The organism is Nocardia exalbida NBRC 100660, from assembly GCF_000308575.1.
Lineage (GTDB): Bacteria > Actinomycetota > Actinomycetes > Mycobacteriales > Mycobacteriaceae > Nocardia > Nocardia exalbida.
On the sequence record NZ_BAFZ01000082.1, the window covers coordinates 12786 to 33830 of the forward strand.

General features: G+C 67.0%; 22 protein-coding genes and 1 pseudogene. 8 read left to right on the top strand and 15 right to left on the bottom strand.

Annotation, left to right across the window (positions count from 1 at the left end; translation table 11 throughout):
- Both ON29_RS34905 and rlmN read right to left on the bottom strand, forming a co-directional pair.
- Window positions 1-1578, bottom strand: a complete 1578-nt coding sequence (locus ON29_RS34905) for a DUF262 domain-containing protein (RefSeq protein WP_169332590.1) — start codon at window positions 1576-1578, stop codon at window positions 1-3.
- Between the two features lie 112 nt (window positions 1579-1690).
- Window positions 1691-2800 (bottom strand): dual-specificity RNA methyltransferase RlmN, encoded by a 1110-nt coding sequence (gene rlmN, locus ON29_RS19645; protein ID WP_040868269.1) that lies wholly within the window; start codon window positions 2798-2800, stop codon window positions 1691-1693.
- Between the two features lie 122 nt (window positions 2801-2922).
- Between rlmN and ON29_RS19650 the strand changes: the two genes are divergently transcribed.
- Window positions 2923-3267, top strand: coding sequence for a LapA family protein (locus ON29_RS19650; protein ID WP_083863826.1), 345 nt, complete (start codon window positions 2923-2925; stop codon window positions 3265-3267).
- A 9-nt stretch (window positions 3268-3276) separates the two neighbouring features.
- Here the strand turns inward: ON29_RS19650 and ON29_RS19655 are convergent, their stop codons facing one another.
- The 5 genes from ON29_RS19655 to rpsB form a co-directional block, all read right to left on the bottom strand.
- Window positions 3277-4188, bottom strand: coding sequence for a phosphatidate cytidylyltransferase (locus ON29_RS19655; RefSeq protein WP_040868341.1), 912 nt, complete (start codon window positions 4186-4188; stop codon window positions 3277-3279).
- A 192-nt stretch (window positions 4189-4380) separates the two neighbouring features.
- Window positions 4381-4938, bottom strand: coding sequence for a ribosome recycling factor (gene frr, locus ON29_RS19660; RefSeq protein ID WP_040868343.1), 558 nt, complete (start codon window positions 4936-4938; stop codon window positions 4381-4383).
- 50 nt (window positions 4939-4988) lie between these two features.
- Window positions 4989-5717, bottom strand: a complete 729-nt coding sequence (gene pyrH, locus ON29_RS19665; protein WP_040868271.1) for a UMP kinase — start codon at window positions 5715-5717, stop codon at window positions 4989-4991.
- A 195-nt stretch (window positions 5718-5912) separates the two neighbouring features.
- Window positions 5913-6737 carry a translation elongation factor Ts gene (tsf, locus tag ON29_RS19670; RefSeq protein ID WP_040868273.1) on the bottom strand — a complete coding sequence of 275 codons (825 nt, stop codon included), beginning with the start codon at window positions 6735-6737 and terminating at the stop codon, window positions 5913-5915.
- Window positions 6738-6836: 99 nt separating this feature from the next.
- On the bottom strand, window positions 6837-7661 hold the full coding sequence (gene rpsB, locus ON29_RS19675; RefSeq protein ID WP_040868275.1) for a 30S ribosomal protein S2: 825 nt from the start codon (window positions 7659-7661) through the stop codon (window positions 6837-6839).
- A 378-nt stretch (window positions 7662-8039) separates the two neighbouring features.
- Between rpsB and ON29_RS19680 the strand changes: the two genes are divergently transcribed.
- The 3 genes and pseudogenes from ON29_RS19680 (at window position 8040) to ON29_RS19690 (ending at window position 9638) form a co-directional block, all read left to right on the top strand.
- Window positions 8040-8321, top strand: a complete 282-nt coding sequence (locus ON29_RS19680; protein ID WP_040868277.1) for a hypothetical protein — start codon at window positions 8040-8042, stop codon at window positions 8319-8321.
- A gap of 41 nt (window positions 8322-8362) precedes the next feature.
- Window positions 8363-8878, top strand: a pseudogene (locus ON29_RS19685) (M23 family metallopeptidase); the annotation flags it as partial.
- A 241-nt stretch (window positions 8879-9119) separates the two neighbouring features.
- Complete coding sequence (locus ON29_RS19690) at window positions 9120-9638, top strand: DUF1990 domain-containing protein (protein WP_040868278.1); 519 nt, start codon at window positions 9120-9122, stop codon at window positions 9636-9638.
- Window positions 9639-9663: 25 nt separating this feature from the next.
- Here ON29_RS19690 and ON29_RS19695 read toward each other — a convergent pair whose 3' ends face one another.
- The 5 genes from ON29_RS19695 to ON29_RS19715 all read right to left on the bottom strand — a co-directional run bounded on the left by ON29_RS19695 (window position 9664) and on the right by ON29_RS19715 (window position 14458).
- Window positions 9664-11565 carry an alkyl/aryl-sulfatase gene (locus tag ON29_RS19695; RefSeq protein ID WP_040868280.1) on the bottom strand — a complete coding sequence of 634 codons (1902 nt, stop codon included), beginning with the start codon at window positions 11563-11565 and terminating at the stop codon, window positions 9664-9666.
- 47 nt (window positions 11566-11612) lie between these two features.
- Window positions 11613-11921 carry a DUF202 domain-containing protein gene (locus ON29_RS19700; RefSeq protein WP_040868281.1) on the bottom strand — a complete coding sequence of 103 codons (309 nt, stop codon included), beginning with the start codon at window positions 11919-11921 and terminating at the stop codon, window positions 11613-11615.
- A complete protein-coding gene (locus ON29_RS19705) occupies window positions 11918-12283 on the bottom strand; it encodes a YidH family protein (RefSeq protein WP_040868283.1) in 366 nt (121 codons plus the stop codon). The genes ON29_RS19700 and ON29_RS19705 overlap by 4 nt, the downstream gene beginning before the upstream one ends.
- A gap of 550 nt (window positions 12284-12833) precedes the next feature.
- Window positions 12834-13562 carry an acetoacetate decarboxylase family protein gene (locus tag ON29_RS19710; protein ID WP_040868345.1) on the bottom strand — a complete coding sequence of 243 codons (729 nt, stop codon included), beginning with the start codon at window positions 13560-13562 and terminating at the stop codon, window positions 12834-12836.
- Between the two features lie 152 nt (window positions 13563-13714).
- Window positions 13715-14458 (bottom strand): TetR/AcrR family transcriptional regulator, encoded by a 744-nt coding sequence (locus ON29_RS19715; protein WP_040868285.1) that lies wholly within the window; start codon window positions 14456-14458, stop codon window positions 13715-13717.
- A 54-nt stretch (window positions 14459-14512) separates the two neighbouring features.
- On the opposite strand from ON29_RS19715, the gene ON29_RS19720 reads away from it, so the two are divergent.
- From ON29_RS19720 to ON29_RS19725, 3 genes are all read left to right on the top strand, one after another.
- The gene (locus ON29_RS19720; RefSeq protein ID WP_040868287.1) at window positions 14513-15976 is read left to right on the top strand and encodes an MFS transporter; all 1464 of its coding nucleotides are present in this window, start codon (window positions 14513-14515) and stop codon (window positions 15974-15976) included.
- 173 nt (window positions 15977-16149) lie between these two features.
- Window positions 16150-16464, top strand: coding sequence for a hypothetical protein (locus ON29_RS35960; protein ID WP_157172835.1), 315 nt, complete (start codon window positions 16150-16152; stop codon window positions 16462-16464).
- 208 nt (window positions 16465-16672) lie between these two features.
- Window positions 16673-17338 (top strand): chymotrypsin family serine protease, encoded by a 666-nt coding sequence (locus ON29_RS19725; protein ID WP_040868289.1) that lies wholly within the window; start codon window positions 16673-16675, stop codon window positions 17336-17338.
- 38 nt (window positions 17339-17376) lie between these two features.
- On the opposite strand, the gene ON29_RS19730 is transcribed toward ON29_RS19725, so the two are convergent.
- The gene (locus tag ON29_RS19730) at window positions 17377-18066 is read right to left on the bottom strand and encodes an FHA domain-containing protein (RefSeq protein WP_083863832.1); all 690 of its coding nucleotides are present in this window, start codon (window positions 18064-18066) and stop codon (window positions 17377-17379) included.
- A gap of 329 nt (window positions 18067-18395) precedes the next feature.
- Between ON29_RS19730 and ON29_RS19735 the strand changes: the two genes are divergently transcribed.
- Window positions 18396-18584, top strand: coding sequence for a hypothetical protein (locus ON29_RS19735; RefSeq protein WP_040868293.1), 189 nt, complete (start codon window positions 18396-18398; stop codon window positions 18582-18584).
- A 281-nt stretch (window positions 18585-18865) separates the two neighbouring features.
- Here ON29_RS19735 and ON29_RS19740 read toward each other — a convergent pair whose 3' ends face one another.
- Both ON29_RS19740 and dprA read right to left on the bottom strand, forming a co-directional pair.
- Window positions 18866-19789 carry a tyrosine-type recombinase/integrase gene (locus ON29_RS19740; protein WP_040868295.1) on the bottom strand — a complete coding sequence of 308 codons (924 nt, stop codon included), beginning with the start codon at window positions 19787-19789 and terminating at the stop codon, window positions 18866-18868.
- A gap of 54 nt (window positions 19790-19843) precedes the next feature.
- Complete coding sequence (gene dprA / locus ON29_RS19745) at window positions 19844-20986, bottom strand: DNA-processing protein DprA (protein WP_040868297.1); 1143 nt, start codon at window positions 20984-20986, stop codon at window positions 19844-19846.
- Between the last annotated feature and the right edge of the window lie 59 nt (window positions 20987-21045).

Sequence of the window (21045 nt, forward strand, 5' to 3'; positions counted from 1 at the left end):
CTACTCCTCGGCTTCACCCAGTATGAGGAGGTCCTCCAGTGGAGGTCGAATAATCGCTCCTGGTTCGACTCGAACGTGGACGAAGTCATTCACCACTTGCTGGAGCTTCTCACCTCGCTTAGAAATAAACCCTTCCTCATCACCTAACTTGAGGCGCTCTAGAGCTAGAGTATCGATGAGATGACTCTCAAGCACCGTTTGATCACCGATATCCGTTATGGAGGGAGCGTCTATTGGCCAGAATCCACGAGAGGCTGCATTCGTACGCCCCGTCCGCGTGAACTGCGTAACAGCGTTAGTGCCATTTTTTTCTAGGAGTGCAGCTAAATCTATTTCACCGCCATCGACTCCGCGCGGCTTGAGCGCCGCAAGCGCTAGAAGAATCAATCTCCCATTGCGCTCGTTGGTCTTGAAATTGTCAAGGCGAGGCACCACAGGTATCCGATCGGGTATCCTCTCCAGCAATGCCTTTACTGCCTCATATTCACTTGGAGCTTTTTCCACCTTGAGCTTAGCCGGATTGACAGACATGATTGCTCTGCGGAGAGTTGGCGTCTGCCCCGATTCCTCGCCGAACCCATTAGCCCAGCCCCGCCACAGCCATCGAGCCAGCAGTCGGAGATTCCAAGGCGACGGATCGGTGTGCAAATGGAAGAAAGCCGCAAGGACAGGTAACGGAAATGCGTTCGGCATCAACGCCACATGCGCTACACCCTCGAACTGCAAGAATTCTACCGCACGCGCAAGTGCGCGTTCGGTGTGATCATACCAGTCCGCCGCATCCTCACCCTCCTCGAATTCCTCGCGAACATCCCGGCCGACATTGCCGCCCCGAATCGCTAACAAGCTCTGCACAATCCTATTTTCTGGAATACGTCCAAATCCGGTAGACTCCAGTTCGCTCGCCACCCCGGCGGGGCTACCTGGCGTATTTTCGCGCGCAAATAGGGCGTTGAAAACATCGGCTCGTTTTATAGGTTTTCCAGCAGAGTTGACCCGATCAAAAATCTCACGCAAAAGTTCCCGATCATCGCTAGTCACGACGTATGCTGGGACCTTGTAGTCCCGCAACGCTGCACCCAGCCGGTCGGCAGCCTCAAAATCTTCCGGATCCAGTTCGTCCGCATGCTGCCGCAGCCAGTTCAATAACGATCGCGTTTCACGGGCCTCACTGACTGGAATAGCCTGACGCGGAGCTATACCTCGGCGACTGTTGACGAACTTCTCCGCAGCCAAATCGAAATAGATATCAAATCTGTCGTCCGCATTTCTATGCTCGGCTGTTAACGTAGCGAACCAAGAGGCGATGCGCTGTTGACCATCAATCACCCACAATGCATCTTCACGAGCTTCCGCGAATATAGAGATCGGACCTATATGCGACATCTCTGCAGCAGCTTCATGCTGCCAAAATAGCACTGTGCCAACCGGAAAACCTCGATAGATACTGTCAAACAATTTCTTTACGTCGTCGGTATCCCATACAAAGGATCTTTGGAAACTGGGAATCCGTATAATTCCTTGCTGGGCCATCGACACTAGTTCCGGAATGCTGAATGTCTTCGACCCCTGCTTCAAGGGCGTAGTGGACGCCACAGCTGCCCTTCTCCTCACGACGTGCGAATATTCCCACCGAGTCTACGTCAATGCACTGCACTTTCGGCTCACAAAGGCATGCCCGTTGAACGAGTCAGGCTTCCGCTGCCAGCTGACCGCAGGCGGCGGCGATTTCCTGGCCGCGGGTGTCACGGACCGTGCAGGGCACGCCCTGGGCGTTGACGCGACGGACGAACTCCTGCTCGACCGGCTTGGGGCTGGCGTCCCACTTCGAGCCGGGCGTGGGGTTGAGCGGGATGACGTTGACGTGCACGCGGGAGCCGAGCGCCTTGTGCAACTTCTCGCCCAGCATGTCCGCGCGCCACGGATGGTCGTTGATGTCGCGGATGAGCGCGTACTCGACCGAGACGCGGCGGCCGGTCTTGTCCGCGTAGTAGCGGGCCGCGTCGAGCACCTCGGCGATCGGCCAGCGATTGTTGACCGGGACGAGGGTGTCGCGCAGTTCGTCGTCGGGCGTGTGTAGGGAGACCGCGAGCGTGACCGACAATCCCTCGTCGGCCAGCTTGCGGATGGCCGGAGCGAGCCCGACGGTCGAGACCACGACGTTGCGCTGGGAGATGCCGAGGCCGTCCGGCGCGGGCGAGGTGATCCGGCGGACCGCCGCGACCACCCGCTTGTAATTGGCCAGCGGCTCGCCCATACCCATGAAGACGATGTTGGACAGCCTGCCGGGCCCACCCGCCACTTCGCCGTCCCGCAGCGCCGCGGCCGCGGCACGCACCTGGTCGACGATCTCGGCGGTGGACAGGTTGCGGTTGAGCCCGCCCTGTCCGGTGGCGCAGAACGGGCACGCCATGCCGCAACCGGCCTGGCTGGAGATGCACAAGGTCGCGCGGTCGGGGTAGCGCATCAGGACGCTTTCCAGCAGCGTCCCGTCGCCCGCGCGCCACAATGTCTTGCGGGTCTCCCCCGCGTCGCACGCCACGTGCTTGACCACGCTCAACAACGGCGGGAACAGCGCCTCGCCGATCTTCTCCCGCACCGCGGCGGGCAGATCGGTCATCCGCGCCGGATCGGCCTGCAATCGCGCGTAGTACTGGCGCGCGATCTGATCGGCGCGGAATTTCGGCAGGCCCAGTTCCTCGACGGCCGCGCGCCTGCCCTCGGCATCGAGGTCGGCGAGATGCCGAGGCGGCATGCCGCGGCGCGGAGCGTCGAAAACCAGGGGCAGGGAGACGGTCATAGTTGTTCCATTCTCCCATCCGCCGGAACTACCCGGGCACTCGACCACAGTCGGGGCCGACATGCCCGGTCGGTCGCCGGGAAATACCTGCGGCCACGATAGCTGTCGGCCATGATCGAGATATGTCCACGCACCCCGAATACCCGACGGAGCCGGACCCGGACCTGTCGCAGCGCCAACGCACGACGCCGCCCGGCGCCCCGCCTGTCGCCCCTGTCAAGAAATCACTGTCCTCGCGCACCGGTTACGCCTGGAGCGGGCTCGTCACCGGCGTCTTGATCCTGGTCCTGTTGCTGATCTTCATCCTGCAGAACTTGGAGCAGATCCAGGTGCACTTCTTCTTCTGGGACTTCTCGCTGCCGCTCGGCGTCACCGTGCTGCTGTCGGTGATCGGCGGCGCACTCGTCATGGCCTCGGTGGGCGGCGTTCGTATCCTGCAGTTGCGCAAGGCGGCCAAGAAGGGCTGACGCGCCCGATCACAGCAGCGTCGACAGCACCAGCCAGGAGACGAACGCCGAAGGAAGCATGGAGTCGAGGCGGTCCATGATGCCCCCGTGACCCGGCAGCAAGGTGCCCATGTCCTTGATGCCGAGTTCGCGCTTGATCTGCGATTCGATCAGATCGCCGCAGGTGGCCACCAGCACCAGGCCGACGCCGAGCACGACGCCGATCATCGAGTTGGCCTCCAGCAGCAGCGTCACCGTGAGCAGACCGCCGATCACGCTGAACACCAGCGAACCGGCGAAACCCTCCCACGACTTCTTCGGGCTGATCGAGGGCACCATCGGATGCTTGCCGAACAGCACGCCCGCCACGTAACCGCCGACATCGGAGCAGACCACCAGGATCATGAAGGTCAGCACCCGCAGATTGCCGTCCGGCTCGAGCAGCAGCAGCGTGGCGAACGAGGCCAGCAAGGGGATCCAGGCCAGCGTGAACACCGTGATGGCCGTGTCGCGCAAGAAGTTTCGCGGCGCGGTCCGCAAGCCGTGATCGAACAGCCGCCACACCATGCAGATCAGCGTGGTGGCGGCGAACGCGCCCGCGACGCCGCTGGCCCCGTACGGCCAGCCCAGCCAGAACACCGCCTGGCCACCCGCGATCAGCGGAACCCGCGGGACGAGCACGTCGGCCTCGCGCAGCCGCTTGGCGACCTCCCAGGTGGCCACGCCGACCCCGGCCGCCGCGACGCCGATGAACACTTTCGGCACGAACAGCAGGATCGCGATCAGCGAAAGCCCCAGCCCGAAGCCGACGGTCAGCGCGGCGGGCAGATTCCGGCCCGCGCGCGAACTTTTCGACGCGGGCGCGGGAGCGGGATCGGATGCCGCGGGGCCGCCTAACGGTTCATGACCGGACGCACCAGAGTCGTGCGGGTGCTGTCGCATCGCATCGGCTGTCCCGTTCACCGGCGGCTCCTCTGCCGCACCGGTCGCGGCGGCATTCTCGGCCACGATTGTCCCGTCGCTCAACTCGTCGTTCCGTTCGTCCCCCGCCCGGGCGGGCCTTGGCGCTGTTCCGCCGGCAGTCGCGGTGATCCGGCCTCCTCCGGAGCCGTCCCGCCTGCCGACCGATCCGCGTCAGACCTCGAGCAGTTCGGCTTCCTTGTGCTTGACCAATTCGTCGACCTGGCCGACATACTTGGCGGTGGTCTTGTCGAGTTCCTTCTCGGCGCGCCCGACCTCGTCCTCGCCCGCCTCGCCATCCTTCTGGATACGAGACAGTTCGTCCATCGCCTTGCGACGGACGTTGCGGATGGCGACCTTGGCGTCCTCGCCCTTGCCCCTCGCCTGCTTGGCGAGTTCACGGCGGCGCTCCTCGGTCAGCTGCGGCACCGAGATCCGGATGATGTCACCGTTGTTGGTGGGGTTGACCCCGAGATCCGAGTTGCGGATCGCCGTCTCGATCGCGCCGAGCTGGCCCGCCTCGTAGGGTTTGATCACGACCATGCGCGGCTCCGGCACCGTGATGCTGGACATCTGGGTGATCGGGGTCGGCGATCCGTAGTAGTCGACCACGACCCGGGAGAACATGCCCGGATTCGCCCGCCCGGTGCGAATGGTTCCGAGATCGTCCTTCGCTACCGAGACGGCCTTTTCCATCTTCTCCTCGGCGTCGAAGAGCGCTTCTTCAATCACGACCGTTTCCTCCACAGCGTCGTCATGTCATGATCCGCGGTCCGCGGGTATCAGGACCGAACCAGTGTGCCGATCTTCTCACCGGCGACCGCGCGGGCGATATTGCCCTTGGTCAACAAATTGAACACCAGAATCGGCATCTGGTTGTCCATGCACAAGCTGAAGGCGGTCGCGTCCGCGACCTTGAGGTCGCGCTCGATGACCTCTTTGTGCGTGATCTCGGAGTACATGGTCGCGGTCTCGTCGACGCGCGGGTCGGCGGTGAACACCCCGTCGACCGCCTTGGCCATCAACACCACGTCCGCGCCGATCTCCAGCGCTCGCTGCGCGGCGGTGGTGTCGGTGGAGAAGTACGGCATGCCCATCCCCGCGCCGAAGATGACCACGCGGCCCTTCTCCAGGTGACGCTTGGCGCGCAGCGGGAGGTAGGGCTCGGCGACCTGGCCCATGGTGATCGCGGTCTGCACCCGGGTGTCCACGCCCTGCTGCTGCAGGAAGTCTTGCAGGGCAAGGCTGTTCATCACCGTGCCGAGCATGCCCATGTAGTCGGAACGCGCGCGTTCCATGCCGCGTTCCTCGAGTTCGGCGCCGCGGAAGAAGTTCCCGCCGCCGATCACGACGGCCACCTGCATGCCGGTGGCGACCACCTCGGCGATCTGCTCGGCCACCGTCTGCACGACGTCCGGGTCGAGCCCGACCTTCCCGCCGCCGAACATCTCCCCGCCGAGTTTCAGCAGTACCCGGCGATATCCTGGGCGATCGGTCCCCGGGTCCGTCATGGGTCTCCAGTCTCCTTCGGCGAGGGATTGTCGTTCTAGCGGCGATTCGTTGCGCGCGGCAGGCGCCTGTGACGTAGAGCAAGGCAGAGCGGCATCCATCCTGCCTTATTCGGTTGGAGCGGCAGCAGAAGGCCCCCCGTCAACCGGCGTTCGTTCGGTCGGCGGGGGGCCTGCACGCTGGGGGTGCGGCGAGACTCAGTTCGCGCCGACCTCGAAGCGGGCGAAGCGGGTGACGGTGACACCGGCCTCGTCCAGCAACGCCTTGACGGTCTTCTTCGAATCGGTGACCGACGGCTGCTCGAGCAGCACGACATCCTTGAAGAAGCCGTTGACCCGGCCCTCGGTGATCTTCGGCAGCGCGGCCTCGGGCTTGCCCTCCTCGCGAGCGGTCTGCTCGGCGATGCGGCGCTCGTTCTCCACGATGTCGGCAGGAACCTCGTCGCGGGTCACGTACTTGGCCTTGAGCGCGGCGACCTGCATGGCGGCGGAGCGGGCGGCCTCAGCCGCGGCGTCACCTTCGCCGGTGTACTCGACCAGCACGCCGACGGCGGGCGGCAGGTCGGAGGCACGCTTGTGCAGGTAGGTGGCGACCGGGCCGTCCAGCGAGATGACACGGCGCAGCTCGAGCTTCTCGCCGATCTTCGCGGCCAGCGCCTGCACCGCCTCGTCGACGGTCTTGCCGCCCAGGTCCAGCGCCTTCAGCGTCTCCAGGTCGCCGGGCTTGGCGGCCGCCGCCGCGGCGACGACCTGCTCGGCCAGCTGCTGGAACTCCGCGTTCTTCGCGACGAAGTCGGTCTCGGAGTTGATCTCGACCATGACGCCGTCCTTGGCGGCGACCAGGCCTTCGGCGGTGGTCCGCTCGGCACGCTTGCCGACGTCCTTCGCGCCCTTGATGCGCAGCAGCTCGACGGCCTTGTCGAAATCACCGTCGGTCTCGGCCAGCGCGTTCTTGCAGTCCATCATGCCGGAGCCGGTCAGCTCCCGGAGCCGCTTCACATCGGCAGCGGTGTAGTTCGCCATTCTCGGCGAGCCTCCTTTGGAGAAGTATGAGTGTTGGCAGCGGCGATCACGATGGCACTCGCTCGTGATCGCCGCCGAAACTGTGCGTTACGACGAGACTCAGGCCTCAGCCGAGGCCTCGGCCGAGGTCTCGGTGGCCTCGGCGGCGGGGGCGGCCTGCGCGAGCAGCTCCTGCTCCCACTCGGCCAGCGGCTCGCCCGCGCCCGCCTCCGGCTTCTCGTCGCCCGAGGACGCGCCTGCGCGCGCCTGCACACCCTCGGCCACCGCGGAGGCGACGACCTTGGTCAGCAGGGCGGCGGAGCGGATCGCGTCGTCGTTACCCGGGATCGGGTAGTCGACCAGGTCGGGGTCGCAGTTGGTGTCCAGGATCGCGATGACCGGGATGTTCAGCTTGCGCGCCTCGCCGACGGCGATGTGCTCCTTGTTGGTGTCGACGACCCAGATGGCCGAGGGCACCTTCTGCATGTCGCGGATACCGCCGAGGGTGCGCTCCAGCTTGTTCATCTCACGCGTCAGCATGAGGATTTCCTTCTTGGTGCGACCCTCGAAGCCACCGGTCTGCTCCATGGCCTCGAGCTCCTTGAGGCGCTGCAGGCGCTTGTGCACGGTGGAGAAGTTGGTGAGCATGCCGCCCAGCCAGCGCTGGTTGACGTAGGGCATCCCGACGCGAGTCGCCTCGGCCGCGATCGACTCCTGGGCCTGCTTCTTGGTGCCGACGAAGAGGACGGTGCCACCGTGGGCGACGGTCTCCTTGACGAACTCGTAGGCCTTGTCGATGTAGGTCAGCGTCTGCTGCAGGTCGATGATGTAGATGCCGTTGCGGTCGGTGAAGATGAACCGCTTCATCTTCGGGTTCCAGCGCCGGGTCTGGTGTCCGAAGTGTGCGCCGCTGTCGAGCAGCTGCTTCATGGTTACGACAGCCATAGCTCCCGTATCTCTCTTTCATTTGCCGGTTGACGCAGTGAATCGGCGATCCACTGCCCTGGCGCCGCCGAATCGTCGGACCCGACCGCGAGGGTGGGACCAGCCGGCGATTCCCTGTTCCGAACACGCTGCCGCGAACTCACGTATGTCGAGTTCGATCCGAACAGCGCCGCTATGAACAAGCACGGGTGGCGCGCGAAGTCGGTCCATGCAAACACAGACCGCCCGATCAGTTTACGGCCTCGTGGCACCCAGACCTAAATCGGTTCGATCCGAAGCCTTGACCAGCCGGAACGTCAGCTTTCCACAAGCGAGCGCGTTATCCACATTCCACGAATCGAGCCCTGGGAGCCGCCGCAACCGCGGAAGGCTGGAGCCATGAAACCGCTCTCCACCGCGACCACCTTCCTCGTCCCCCTGTTCTTCGTGCTCGGCATCGTCGCCGCTCCGCCGGTCGGTGCCGAGACTCCTGCCGCGGAGCCCGTGCGCGGGGCGTGCACGGGGTCCGTTTGCCTGCCGTCTCTGTCCGATCTGCTGCGGCGCGCGCCGCTGCCGTTCCGGCAATCCGGGCTCGGTGCGGGCGGGCACGAGCATCCCGAGACGGCTTCCGCCTCCGGCGGCGACCTGTGCGCGCCGCCCGCACCCCTCTGCGGAGCGTGATCGGACCTCCCGGCCCGGCACCGAAGACCAGTTCGAATGCCATGTGGACTCGTCGGCGTATTTCTTCGGCCTTGGCTCTCGGTATCGCCGCGATCGTCGCGACGGCCCCGACCACGACAGCCGGCCCCGAAGGACGGTTCGGCTGGCCCCTGCAACCACGTCCCGCGGTCGAACGGCACTTCGACAAACCCGCGCAGAACTGGCTACCGGGGCATCGAGGGGTCGATCTGGCAGGCGTCGAGGGTCAGGCGGTGCTCGCGGTGGGAGAAGGGATCGTCGTGTTCGCCGGAACCGTGGCAGACAAGCCGGTCGTGTCCATCGATCACCCCGGCGGCCTGCGCACGACTTACGAGCCCGTCCGCGCCGAGGTTCCCGTGGGCAGGCGGGTCGGCCGCGGCACCCGGATCGGGACACTCGAGTCCGGGCACCCTGGGTGTGTGACGGCATGTCTGCACTGGGGAGCCCGCGCCGAGGGCGGTCGGCGCCGCACGCGCGAGTATCTCGACCCCCTCGGGCTGCTCCACCTCACTCCCCTGCGGCTGAAACCGGTGCGTTCCGGAGCCCGAATCGAACGGGGCCGCCCTCGACCCAGCAGCAGCGACCGGTCTCGCCTCACGCTTCCGGATCGCGTCTCCCCTCCCGTTGCGGCGCGACTCTGCGCCTCTGAGCCCCCGCACCGGATGACTCGCTGTTTCCTGGCGCTCGAGTCGTTTCTTCGAGGAGCCCGGAACGATCGCAACCGGCGTGTCGGCGAGCCGGGGGTGGCGGGACCGTGGGCGGTGGGGTGAAGATCGGGGCATGGCGGATGGACGCGCAGGGTCGTCGTTCACGTATTCCCAGGTCGGCGCGACACGAGACGCGGTGCCGGAGGGTTATCACGGTTTACGGCTGCGGCGACGTATCGGTCGGGGACGCGCGCTGTTCGAGCGGGCCGGTGCGGAGATCCTGGCCTACCGGATACAGAAAGGGACCGGAATCTTTCGATCCGCCGACACCCCGACGGCCGAACCCGGTACCTCCATCACGGTGCGGCTCGGACCCGGCCCATTCGGGATCACCGCGCCGTGCCGCGTGGTGTACGTCCTCGACGAGCCGGACCGGCGGGGGTTCGCGTACGGAACCTTGCCCGGACATCCGGCGTCCGGCGAAGAACTGTTCGCCGTCGAATACGACCCCGCCGATGACGCGGTGTACGGACTGATCGTCGCGTTCTCGCGCCCCGCGACCTGGTACACCCGGCTCGGGGGACCCGTGGTACGGCTGATCCAGCGCTTCGTCGCGGGCCGGTACCTCGCGACATTGCCGACGTCGGCCTGACCCGGACACCCGTCGCCGGCCGGGGCTACGGGGTGACGATCGCGAAATCGGGATCGGGAGCGTCGAAGATGCCGACCAGTTCGGCGAGCTTGGTGACGTCTCCCTCGATGACGATGTCGCCCGCGGCTGCCGCGACGCCGAAGTCGTCGCCGGCCAGCAACACTCGGATCAGGGTGGACTTGGCCAGCGTGAACGTGGCATCGGGTTCCGGGAGGGTCATGCCGGGCGCGATGTCGAAGTGGGTGAGGCGGCCGTTGCGCAATTCGAGCCGGTGGGTGCGGTCCTGATCGGTGAGTATCCAGTCCGTCACGAGCCGATGGTTCCACGCCTTGGGGCCGTCGACGCGCAACGCCAAGGCGTCGAAGATCTGGTCGATACTCAGTGCCGCCACCATGGTCGGCGATTCGCTCTTGGTGGGCGTGCCGAACGAGCCGTAGCGCAGCTCGTAGGCTCCGCTGAGATAGAAATTGCGCCAGGTCGCGTTCTCCGCCCCATAGCCCAGTTGCTCGAACGTCGTGGCCTGCAATTGCTTCGCGTCGTCGTTGTCCGGCTCGGCGAAGATGACGTAGTTGAGCACCTGCGCCACCCAGCGGTAGTCCCCGGCGTCGTAGGAGGCCCGCGCCTTGCGCAGCACTTCGTCCGCGCCGCCCATGAATTCCACGTGCCGCCGGGCGGATTCGACCGGCGGGTGCTCCCACAGGTGGGCGGGGTTGCCGTCGAACCAGCCCATGTAGCGCTGGTAGACGGCCTTCACGTTGTGGCTGACCGAACCGTAGTATCCGCGCGTGTGCCAGGCCTGCTCGATGGCGGGCGGAAGAGTGACCAACTCGGCGATCTCCGCGCCCACGTAGCCCTGATTCAGCAGGCGGACGGTCTGGTCGTGCAGGTACCCGTACAGGTCGCGTTGCAGGGAGAGGAATTCCACCAGGCGTTCGGTGCCCCAGGTCGGCCAATGGTGCGAGGCGAAGACGACGTCGGAATCGCGGGCGAACAGGTTGATCGCCTCGGTCAGATATCTCGCCCAGATATGAGCGTCGCGTACCAGCGCGCCGCGCAACGTGAGCACGTTGTGCAGCGTGTGGGTCGCGTTCTCCGCCATGCAGAGGGCGCGGCGGTCGGGGAAGTGGAAGTTCATCTCCGCGGGTGCTTCGGTGCCGGGGGTGAGCTGGAAGACCATCCGTATGCCGTCGATCGTCTCCTCTTGGCCGGTGGCGGTGATGTCGACGGACGGCGGGATCAGCGTGACCGTGCCGACCGACGTGGTCTGACCGAGCCCGGAGCCCACCGCGCCCAGCGGTCCGCGCGGCAGCACCGCGCCGTACATGTACCCGGCGCGGCGCGCCATCGCCGTTCCCGCGTAGATGTTCTCGGCCACCGCGTGTTCCAGGAAACCGGCCGGAGCCAGCACCGGACAGCGCCCTTCCTCGACCGCCGCCGCGGTGGTGACTCCGCACGCCCCGCCGAAGTGGTCGATGTGCGAATGCGTATAGATCAGACCGGTCACCGGCCGGTCGCCCCGATGGGCGCGGTAGAGCGCGAGACCGGCCGCCGCGGTCTCGGCCGAGATCAGCGGATCGATCACGAGAACGCCGGTTTCGCCTTCGACCAGCGTCATATTGGAGATGTCGAAACCGCGGATCTGATAGATGCCCTCGGTCACCTCGAACAATCCTTGTCGCATCGCGAGGCCCGACTGCCGCCACAGGCTGGGATGCACCGAGGCCGGGCAGGGATCCCGCAGGAACGAATAGGAGTCGTTGTCCCACACGACGGTTCCGTCTTCGGAGGTGACCACGCCGGGTTCCAGCGCGGCGATGAAACCGCGCTCGGAGTCGGCCAGATCGGCCGTGTCGGCGAAAGGCAGGGCGGCGGTCGCGCGCTCGTGCTCCGCGACGATGAAGTGGCTCGGCTCGCTCGCTGTGCTCATTGTCGTCCTCCTGTCGTCTCGGCCAACCTTGCTGGGCCGCCGGCCCTTCAGGGCAGCGGTTCGAGAGAACCGGCCGCCGCGGCGGCCAGCGCGACCACGACCACCGCCATCGCCGTCCCGGCGATGACGCGGCCGCCATGGGCGTAGTGGCCTCGGTGAAGCGCGCGGTTGCGCAGGTAGCAGCCCCCGGCCAGCGCCGCCATCGCGATCGCGGCGCCGATGGGCGCGACGGCGGCCGCGCGCCACCCACTGCCGAGCGCCTGATGCATGAACAGCGTGCCGACGACCATCGCCGATACGGCGGTGCGCCGCCAAGCCAGCGCGGTGCGTTCGGCGGACAGATGCGGCGCGCTCATCGCAGCAGCACCGCCACACCCGCCAGCACCGAGACGATCGCGATGCCCGCCGACAGGATCGGCACCAGCACCGTCTCCGGCAGCGGATCGCCGCGCCGCATGGCCACGCCGATGCGCCGCCAGTGCGCGTACGCGCCGACCGCGACGACCGCCGCCAAGACCAGGCAGCTCAACGCGATCGCGCGCCGCAGCCCTGCGATCCGGAACGACTGGACCAGTGTGTGCACAGCGACGCCGCCGGCCAGCAGCCCGAGCGCGGTCCGCATCCAGGCCAGGAAGGTGCGCTCGTTCGCGAGCGTGAAGCGGTAGTCGAGTTCCTCGTCGCCCTCTTCCGATTCGGCTTCCGGATTCGGCAGCGTCACGCCGCCTCGGTTCGGATCGAGCGCCCCGCGGCGTCCGCCCACGTGGGGGTCGGGTGGCCGGCACACGCGTGCCGCGAGAAGGGGCGGCTCCTGGCACAAGGTGTTCTTCCGGCGCGCAGCTTCACGCCGGACCGCACGGTGGTCACACCACCCCACGCTAGCGGGAGGAGTGGAAGCTCGCGGCTGGTCCGCACCGGCCGTGGGAACGCGATCGGTGACGGTACGCGCGCCGGAACGTTCGCCCTGGCGTGCGCGCCAACCCTCGTATCACGCAGAGGACCGGCTGCCGCCTCGAGGGGTTCCATGCCAGTCAGCAACCATGTCTGCCATAGGCAGCCGACCGGACGGCAGGCTCCCGGAAGTCGCCGGTGCTCGGATGGTCGTCGCAGCTCGAAGTCCACTTCATGCGCGCAGATCCGGTCGGTGACGATCACGGGCACACTCCATAACCGAGAGCATTGGCAAATGATCAGCTACGTCAGCGTAACCGGCGCCATGAGCACCGTCCACGCTCCCCGCCCGCCCGTGACCGGGTGGTTACCCAGCGGCGTCAGACCGCGATCGCGTCCTCGAACGTCATGGCCAGTCGCGAGACGGACGAGGACATCACCGCACGCTTCGGCAGGCCGAGCGACCGGAGTTCCGCGGCGATCTCGTGGTCCCCGAGTGTCAGCTCGGCCCCGCCGAAACGCGCCCGCATACCCGAAGGCCGCATCTCCCAGCGCGTGCAGCGGGTGACGCCATCGATGTGCGAGTAGGCGTCGAAGGAGGACCCGGTGGCGCGGTTCGGAGTCGCGAACCCGGGCCGAATCGCGAGATCGGCGATGAGCTGCCCGTTCTGGTGCAGCGCGCCGGTGCGCGTCCGGCCACCGTGGTCGACGGCGAATTCGGCGAGTTCTTTGGGAAATCCCCAGATACCGCGTCCTGCGGCGAGGGTGAAATCACCGTCGACCGGCAGCCGGTGGATCAATACGCCGGCCTGCCCGGCCACCAGCGCCCGCAGATCCCCGAATCCCGAGGCCGCGCCGGCGGTGTGGTGGCGCACCATGAACGAGACGCCGAACTCGTTGTAGGGGCCCAGATCGCCGTCGACGTAGTCGACGAAGACCAGCGTGCACATCGCCCGCCCGCCCGGCAGCCGGAGCAGCCGCAGGCCGGAGTAGTCGATGAGGCGCTGCGCCGGCCCGGCGGGCACCAGATAGGTAGCCATGAACGCGTGCGCGAGCCGGATGCGGACCGGCATGCGCACCTCTCGGCCGAGGACGGTGTGCGTACTCACGGAGACGCCTTTCTGCACAACTGCGGCAGACTGCGCCGCGTTGCCGCGCACATGCCGCGAGAAGGTCTATAGAACAGGTATCAGTTTGTTCGCACGATACCGTCGATCCGCACGGTTTATACCAAAAATAACCTGTTCCAGTATTTCCCCGGTCACTCGCCCGATACCCCAGTTCGGGCCGACCCCGGAGATTCGGACATCGCGCGCAGGCGCGCCTGCAAACCATCGAGGACGCAAAGCAAGCCGAAGTCGAAGGCCATGGCCCGCCCCGCCTCCTGATCGGTCGGCACGCTCGCCCGGTAGTCCGCGAGCATCTCGGGATAGCCGCCCGCTACCTCGTCCATCACGCGCAGTATGCCGTCGGTGTCGACCTCGGCCCCCTTCGACGCCTTCTCCCAGGCGATTTCGGGAGTCACCTGGCCGAGGACGAAACACATCACCGTTCCACTGGCCAGGTAGATGTCCACCCCCTCGAAGCCCGCCCGCACGAAGGCGCGGCGCAGCCGATCACTCAGCCGCAGCGAGTTGGGACCGATACTGGGCAGCTGCCCGACCAACGAGACGCTCCACGGATGCTCGCGAATGGACGCGCGGAGGCTGTACGCGAAAGTGGTGAGCAATTCGCGCCAGGACGCCTCTTCGGGCTCCGGAATCTGCACCACCCCCCAGAACTGGTCGAGCACCAATTCCAGCAGCTCTTCCTTGTTGGAGACGTGCCAGTAGAGACTGGTCGCGCCCGCGCCCAGCTTCGCGCCGAGCTTGCGCATGCTCAGCGACTCCAGACCTTCGGCGTCGAGGATCTCGAACGCCGCGGCGATGATCTGCTCCCGGTGCAACCCGGATGTCCTGGGCTGGCGGGGTTGCTTGGTCCATACCGAGGCGAACTGCTTGGTCACGACACGATCTTATAATCCCTCGCACAGCGTTCGAGTTTCTCGTACGCTGTGCGAGTGGAATCGAACGTTGTACGAGACCCCCGCCGCTGGTGGGTCCTGGGGGTCCTCTGTCTGTCCTTGCTCGTGCTGATGCTCGACAGCACCGTGCTCAATCTCGCGATCCCGTCGCTGATCCGGGAGCTAGGCGCCACACCGGCGGACGTGCAGTGGATTCTGGACGCCTACGTGCTGGTCTTCGCCGGGCTCCTGCTCACCGCCGGAAGCCTGTCCGACCGGTTCGGCAGGCGACGAGCGCTGATCACGGGCCTGGCCGTGTTCGGGGTGGCGTCGCTGGCGGCCGTGCTGGCGACCGAACCGTGGCAGGTCGTGGCCGCCCGCGTCGCGATGGGCGTCGGCGGGTCGCTGTTGATGCCGTCGACCCTGTCGATCCTCATGACCACCTTCGCCGAGGACGAACGGCGCACGGCGATGGCGGCCTGGTCGACGGTGTCCATGGTCGGCATCGTCGCCGGGCCCACGCTGGGCGGCTTCCTGCTCCAGCACTACTGGTGGGGGTCGGTGTTCCTGCTCAATATCCCGGTGGCGGCGCTCGCGATCATCGCCGCCGTCGTGCTGATGCCCGAGACCACCGGCGAACAACGGCCGGTGGACCTCGTCGGCGTTGTCCTGTCCGTCGTAGCGCTGAGCGCGACCGTCTACGTGATCATCGAGCGGGAGTGGAACATCGGGGTGATCGTGCTGGCCGTCCTCGCGGCGGCAGGCTTCGTCGTCTGGGAGAGCCGCTCGGCACATCCCATGTTGCCGTTGGCGGTATTCCGCAGCCGGGATTTCACGGGCACCTCCCTCACTCTGCTGCTGATGGTCTTCGGCATGGGCGCGGTCATGCTCATGCTCACCCAGTACCTGCAGTTCGTGCTCGGCTACGGTCCGATGAAAGCCGGGCTGGCGTTGCTGCCGTACGCCGTGGCGGCGGCGGTCTGCAACGGCCTCGGCGCGACACTGGGCAAGACTCTGAGCAACAAGACGCTCATCGTGTCGGGACTGCTCGTCATGGGCGTGGCCTTCGGCATCCTCGCGGCCGGGAGCGGATACCTGTGGGTTCTGGTCAGCATGCTGGTGATGGGCGTCGGCGGCGGTCTGGCGGGTCCGGCCGCCTACGCGGCGATCATGAGCGCGATCCCGCTCCAGCACGCCGGTGTGGGCTCCGCGATGAACGACACGATCCAGCAGGTCGGCATGGCGATCAGCATCGCCGTCCTCGGTAGCGTGCTGGCCGGCGTGTTCACCTCGAACATGCCCGCCGACGTTCCCGACGCGGCGCGCGAATCCATCGGCGCCGCCTTCCAGCTGGGCTACATCGAGCCCGCCAAGGACGCCTTCACCGCCGCCATGTCCGCCGGGGCCTGGATCAGCGCCGGATTCAGTGTCGCCGCCGCCCTGCTCGGCGCGGTCCTGCTGCGGGCGCCGCGGCCGCAACCGGCCCAGCAGCCGGAAACCGCTCCGGTCGCGCACGGCTGATCATGTCGGCGACCGGCGCTGGACCGGTGAAAGTCCACCGGTCCAGCGCTGCGCCCACGGCCCGCAGACCGCGCAGAATAACGACTCCGGTGTCTCGTCGGATCACCCGGTATGAATGATTCCGACCCCGGGGCTGATGGTCTCCCGCGCGCCCGCCGACAAGAGTTGGTGGTGTGTTCACAATGACGGCCTTCAACCAACGAGGGCTGGTGAAGCAATCAATCGATGGAGACATCATGATCACGAACAAAATGCGCGCAACGGCAGCGGCGGTAGCGCTCACACCGATCATCGCCCTGGGTTCAGGTCTTGCTTCCGCCGCACCGGAGGTAACCCCGGGACCTGCGCAAGTAGCGGATCAACCGGTACCGGTTCAGGTCGAGCCCGCGACATTGGGCCTGATTTGGCCGCTGGGTATTTTCTGCGCTCCTTTGTTGCTGCTACCACCGGTGGTCAACGCGGTCGCCGTGTTCGTCTGCGCCGCTTGATCGCATTCGTAGGCAGCGCCTCGAAGACGAGTGCGCCTCGGGTTGTGCCGCACACCCGAGGCGTCTCGTTTGTGTCGGCCGCTCCCCGCGCCGGCTATGCATCGAGACGTGAGCAAATGATTTCGTTCCGGACCGCACGGAGGCGCCCTGACCGGGAAACATCTGCGAATCAATCGTGACGAACCGATTAGTGCGGTTGAATTACCGGATGACCAAGTTCAGGAAACTCGTGGGCGCTGCAGCGGCTCTGACCGCGGCCACAGCGCTGTTCGGGGCACCCGGGACCGCGCACGCCGAGACTCCATCCGTTCTGGGTGGCGGCTCCGGCATCGTCGTCGGCGGTCAGAACATCTGCACGCTGACCACGATCGGGCGCGACTCCGGTGGCCGGCTGGTCGGGTTCACCGCGGGGCACTGCGGGGACGCGAACGCCGCCATCGTCGCCGAGGGCAACCGCGACGCCGGTACCGTCGGCACCATCGCCTACTCCGACGAGACCATGGACTATGCCGTGATCGAGTTCGACCCGGCGAAGGTCGCGCCGGTCAACCAGGTGGGCGGAACCACTATCACCGCCATCGGCGGCCCCGCCCGACCGCCGGACACGGTATGCAAGGAAGGCCGGACAACCGGCCGGACCTGCGGTGCAGCCTATGGCGACGTGTTCACCGGCGGCGATAGGACATGGACCCAGACGTGCGTTGTCGAGGGCGATTCGGGCGCGCCGCTGGTCGTCGGGAGCACGCTCGTCGGCATGGTCAACGGCTACTTGGCCATCCCGTGCCTGGGACCGCAACTGGGCACCGACATCACCGCGGTCGTCGCCGACGTGAACGCGCGCGGCGGCGCGGGCGCGGGTTTCCAACCGATCTGATTCGTCCCGGACCGCCGCTGACGATCCCAGCCGGAGCCTTACCTCTCCTGGTCGCTGACGATGCCTAATTCGACCGCGCGTTCGACCAGGAACAGCCGTTTCTGATTCGGCGGTAGGGCTTCGACCTGGAATATCCGGAACAGCGCCCGCATGTGCGTCTTGACGGTCGAGAGACTCAGGCACAAATCGTCCGCGATCTGACGGTTGGCGGCGGGATACGAATACCCGTCGTGCGCGTCGTAAGGGCGGCACAGCGCCTCCAGAACGAGATACTGGGCCGGGGTCAGCGAATTACGGGTGGGCAGCGGAGAATGGGCAAGCGTCATTTCCTCGTCGATGGAGTCTGCCGCCCGGAAGACGAATACCGAACGACCGACGCGAATCGTGTCGCCGGAGCCGAGTTTCCGCCGCCCGCCGACGCGTTCGCCATTGACGAATGTCCCATTCTTGGACAGACCGTCGTCGACGATGACCCAGCATCCGCCCACGCGCTCGATAATGGCGTGCAACCGGGATACGGTCGGGTCGGAAGGCACGGCGATATCGGCCGCGCCGGACCGCCCGATCGTCATTCTGGACGCGCCGCCGTCGAGGGAAATCTCGCGTACCCTTTCCTGCACAACGGGCCGGGGCGAAGTGGAAGGAACGGCAGAACGTGGCCACGCGGACTGCCCCGTCAGTGGGTATAGTCCGCGACGCAGGGCCTGTGGTCCGCTGACCGTAGACATCGTTCGTCTTTCCACTCGAAGTACGTCGTGAACTGCGGGCACTGATTCGCTACTTTAAGGGTGCGCTTCCTCGGGGCCGATCACATACGGATTCGTCTACTTCCCTGCGTGAGCGGGGCTTGAAGCGAACCTCCGGACGCGACAAAAGCGCCAAAACAGACCGATTGGTCTGACAATGGGCGGCCCGGCGGGTGAGCGACCCAGAATGGTCGGATGAATGTGGTCATTCGCCGCGAAGCGAGGCGGACCTCGACGCCTGCACCGCGGTCCCGCGGTACGTCCACCAACGCGACCGGTATCCGGGAGGTCTGGCCTGCTGATCCGGCGGCTTGGCTGTCACCCCCAAGCTCCTCGCGGCGGCCGTGGCGGAGCGCGACCAGATCGTGGTCGGACATGTCGGACTCGGCGCAGGCGGCGTGCTGCCGGAGGTCGTGCGCCGATCGGCGGGCACGGAGTTCGTCGTCTCGGTGATCCGGTTGTATGTCCCTCCAGCCGCGCGTCGAGCAGGCGTGAGCTGACAACTGCTGATCGCGGCCGCGCGCATGGCCGCGGATCGGGGGCAGCGCGCCGTGCTCACGGTCTCGTCCGACGGTGCGGCGGCGAGAGCCATGCACGAACGACGCGGTCGACGGCAGGTGCACACCGGGCCCGGCGGCTGGCGTACCGCGGATGAACGGGAGGCTCGGGTGCACTATTGCGTGAGCCCGTGAGCCGACCGGTTGCCGTTCGTCCGGTGTTGCGCTTACCCGCGCCGGGGACGGAGTACCCCGGCCGGTGTCGCGACATCCCGACCGAGCCGTCAAGCCCGGGGGTGGGCTTGGTCGTGCACTTTCTTGAGCCGATCGATGGAAACGTGGGTGTAGAGCTGAGTGGTGGCCATACTGGCGTGGCCGAGGAGTTCCTGAACCACACGCAGGTCGGCCCCGCCTTCGAGGAGGTGGGTCGCGGCGGTGTGCCGCAGACCGTGCGGGCCGAGGTCCGGTGCGCCGGGGATGGCCGAGACCACCTCGTGCACAACGGTTCTGGCCTGGCGCTGATCCAGACGCCTGCCGCGGCGGCCGAGCAGCAGCGCCCGGCCGGAGGCGGCGGTGGCGAAATCGGGGCGGCCATAGCGCAGCCAATTGCCGACCGCCTCGTCGGCGGGCGTGCCGAATGGAGCGGAGCGCTCTTTGTTGCCTTTGCCGAGCACCCGCACCACCCGCCGCTCGCGGTCCACGTCCTCGATGTCCAGTCCGCACAGCTCGCTGACCCGGATGCCGGTGGCATACAGCAATTCCACGATCGCCCGATCTCGCAGGGCCATCGGATCGCACTGCGCGGCACCGGATTCCGCGGCGTCCATGGCACCCAGCGCCTGTTGCCTGCCGAGTACGGCGGGAAGGACGCGATGCGCCTTCGGCGAACCCAACCGCAGCCCCGGATCGGCGGGCAACCGGCCGGTCCGGGTGAGCCAGGCGGTGAACGTGCGCGCCGACGACGCTCTTCGGGCCACGGTCGTTCGCGCCGCGCCCGCCGCCGCTTGCTGCGCCAGCCATGAACGCAGCAACAGCAGGTCCAGCTCGCGGATCGCCGAATCGGCCGACCGTGTGTACAGATGCTCCAGCAGGGACCGGGCGTCCCCCAGGTAAGCGCGTACGGTGTGCTCCGACCGGTTGCGCCCGAGCCGCAGATGCCTGCCGTACTCGAGCAGCAGCGCTTCCAGATCTTCGGGCAGTTCCTCCATGCTTCCACCGTCGCGACCCGAGGTCCGGATGGCAAGCGACCGCGCCGATCGCGTTCATCCGCGACGCGCCGTTCGGTGCCAACCGCTTTCGTCACTCGTCACCAGTCCCGCCAATTCGAGGGCGGACAACGTCGCACGCACCACCGGAAGTGGCAATCCGCACTGCCGGGACACCTCCAGTGGCAATCGCGCACCGATCCTCGGCAGCGTGGCGAAGACCAAGGCCTCGTCTTCGGTCAGCTGGTCCTCCGGATTGCCGCCTGCCCCCGCCCCGGGAATCGACAGCCGCAACGGCCCCGCCTCGTCGGCGACTTCCTCGGCCCTGGTCACCAGGAGGGCTTCGCCGTCGCGGATCATGCGGTGGCAGCCCACCGAAGCGGCCGAGGTCACCGGGCCCGGCACGGCCAGGGCGGGACGGCCGAGACGGCGTGCCCATTTGACGGTGTTGCGCGCGCCGCTGCGCAGCCCGGCCTCGACGACCAGCACGCCATCGGCCAAGGCGGCGATCAAGCGGTTCCGGGCGAGGAATTGGTGTTTCTGCGCGGTGACACCGGGCGGGTATTCGCTGACCACCAAGCCGGATTCGGCGATGTCGGCCAGCAGGCGCGCGTGCTGCGCCGGATAAGGCCGGTCGATGCCGCAGGCCAGCACGGCGATCGTGCCCCCTTCCACCGCCAGCGCCGCCCGGTGCGCCATGGCGTCAATCCCGAACGCCGCCCCGGAGACAATGGTCCAGCCTTGCGCGGCGAGGTCGCCCGCGATCTCCCCCGTCACCCGGTTGCCGTACCCGGTGCTGCACCGCGCACCCACCACCGCCATTGCGCGCTCACTGGACTCCAGCAGCGAGCGCGGGCCGCGCACCCACAGCACCAGTGGCACGGCGCCGTCCCGATCCCGTCCCGGTTCGAGCTGCGCGAGACCGAGCATGCGCCAGGCGGGCCATTCCGGATCGTCCGGCGTCACCACACGCCCGCCGATCCGGTCGATGGCCTCCAGATCCCGCGCCGCCACGTCGACATCGCGCCGCTGCGCCGTCGGGCCGCGCAGCGGTTCGGGTAGCGCGCACTCCCGCACGGCGCGCGCCGCCTCGACCACCCCCACCGACTCGATGAGCGCCGACAGCGGCGCGCACGGCCCCTGCACCACCCGCGACAGGTACACCCACGCGAGCCTCCGGACGTCGGATTCACCGGCCACGGAATCCGGCCCGCACGCGGGCGCGACAACGACTCCAGGCACATTCGCCGCCGCAGGCT

Excerpts from the sequence above, each read along its gene's own strand:
- rlmN (WP_040868269.1), bottom strand. The coding sequence starts at position 2,800 with ATGACCGTCTCCCTGCCCCTGGTTTTCGACGCTCCGCGCCGCGGCATG.
- ON29_RS19650 (WP_083863826.1), top strand. The coding sequence starts at position 2,923 with ATGTCCACGCACCCCGAATACCCGACGGAGCCGGACCCGGACCTGTCG.
- ON29_RS19655 (WP_040868341.1), bottom strand. The coding sequence starts at position 4,188 with ATGCGACAGCACCCGCACGACTCTGGTGCGTCCGGTCATGAACCGTTA.
- pyrH (WP_040868271.1), bottom strand. The coding sequence starts at position 5,717 with ATGACGGACCCGGGGACCGATCGCCCAGGATATCGCCGGGTACTGCTG.
- tsf (WP_040868273.1), bottom strand. The coding sequence starts at position 6,737 with ATGGCGAACTACACCGCTGCCGATGTGAAGCGGCTCCGGGAGCTGACC.
- rpsB (WP_040868275.1), bottom strand. The coding sequence starts at position 7,661 with ATGGCTGTCGTAACCATGAAGCAGCTGCTCGACAGCGGCGCACACTTC.
- ON29_RS19680 (WP_040868277.1), top strand. The coding sequence starts at position 8,040 with ATGAAACCGCTCTCCACCGCGACCACCTTCCTCGTCCCCCTGTTCTTC.
- ON29_RS19690 (WP_040868278.1), top strand. The coding sequence starts at position 9,120 with ATGGCGGATGGACGCGCAGGGTCGTCGTTCACGTATTCCCAGGTCGGC.
- ON29_RS19695 (WP_040868280.1), bottom strand. The coding sequence starts at position 11,565 with ATGAGCACAGCGAGCGAGCCGAGCCACTTCATCGTCGCGGAGCACGAG.
- ON29_RS19700 (WP_040868281.1), bottom strand. The coding sequence starts at position 11,921 with ATGAGCGCGCCGCATCTGTCCGCCGAACGCACCGCGCTGGCTTGGCGG.
- ON29_RS19725 (WP_040868289.1), top strand. The coding sequence starts at position 16,673 with ATGACCAAGTTCAGGAAACTCGTGGGCGCTGCAGCGGCTCTGACCGCG.
- ON29_RS19730 (WP_083863832.1), bottom strand. The coding sequence starts at position 18,066 with ATGTCTACGGTCAGCGGACCACAGGCCCTGCGTCGCGGACTATACCCA.
- ON29_RS19740 (WP_040868295.1), bottom strand. The coding sequence starts at position 19,789 with ATGGAGGAACTGCCCGAAGATCTGGAAGCGCTGCTGCTCGAGTACGGC.